General features: G+C 56.1%; 1 protein-coding gene. It reads right to left on the reverse strand.

Annotated elements, in window-relative coordinates; translation table 11 throughout:
• Window positions 1–255 (reverse strand): efflux RND transporter permease subunit (locus AVJ23_RS22090; RefSeq protein WP_157772808.1); only part of this gene is annotated, 255 nt, incomplete at both ends.

Raw genomic sequence — 255 nt, forward strand, 5'->3', positions numbered from 1 at the left:
AATCCGTTTCATGACTTCCGCGCCGGTGCCGTTGGCGAATAAAATCGGCAACAACCCGATGACGATGACACTCACCGTCATGGCTTTCGGTCGCACGCGCTGCACCGCGCCTTGCATAATGGCGGCGGCCAGATCGCTACGGTTATTCAGTCGCCCTTCCGTTTCGGCTTTGTGAATCGCCTGTTTTAAATACAGCAACATCACCACACCGAATTCGGTCGCCACACCGGCCAAAGCAATCATTCCCACGGCCAC

It is taken from the genome of Pseudoponticoccus marisrubri (assembly GCF_001482405.1).
GTDB lineage: Bacteria > Pseudomonadota > Alphaproteobacteria > Rhodobacterales > Rhodobacteraceae > Pseudoponticoccus > Pseudoponticoccus marisrubri.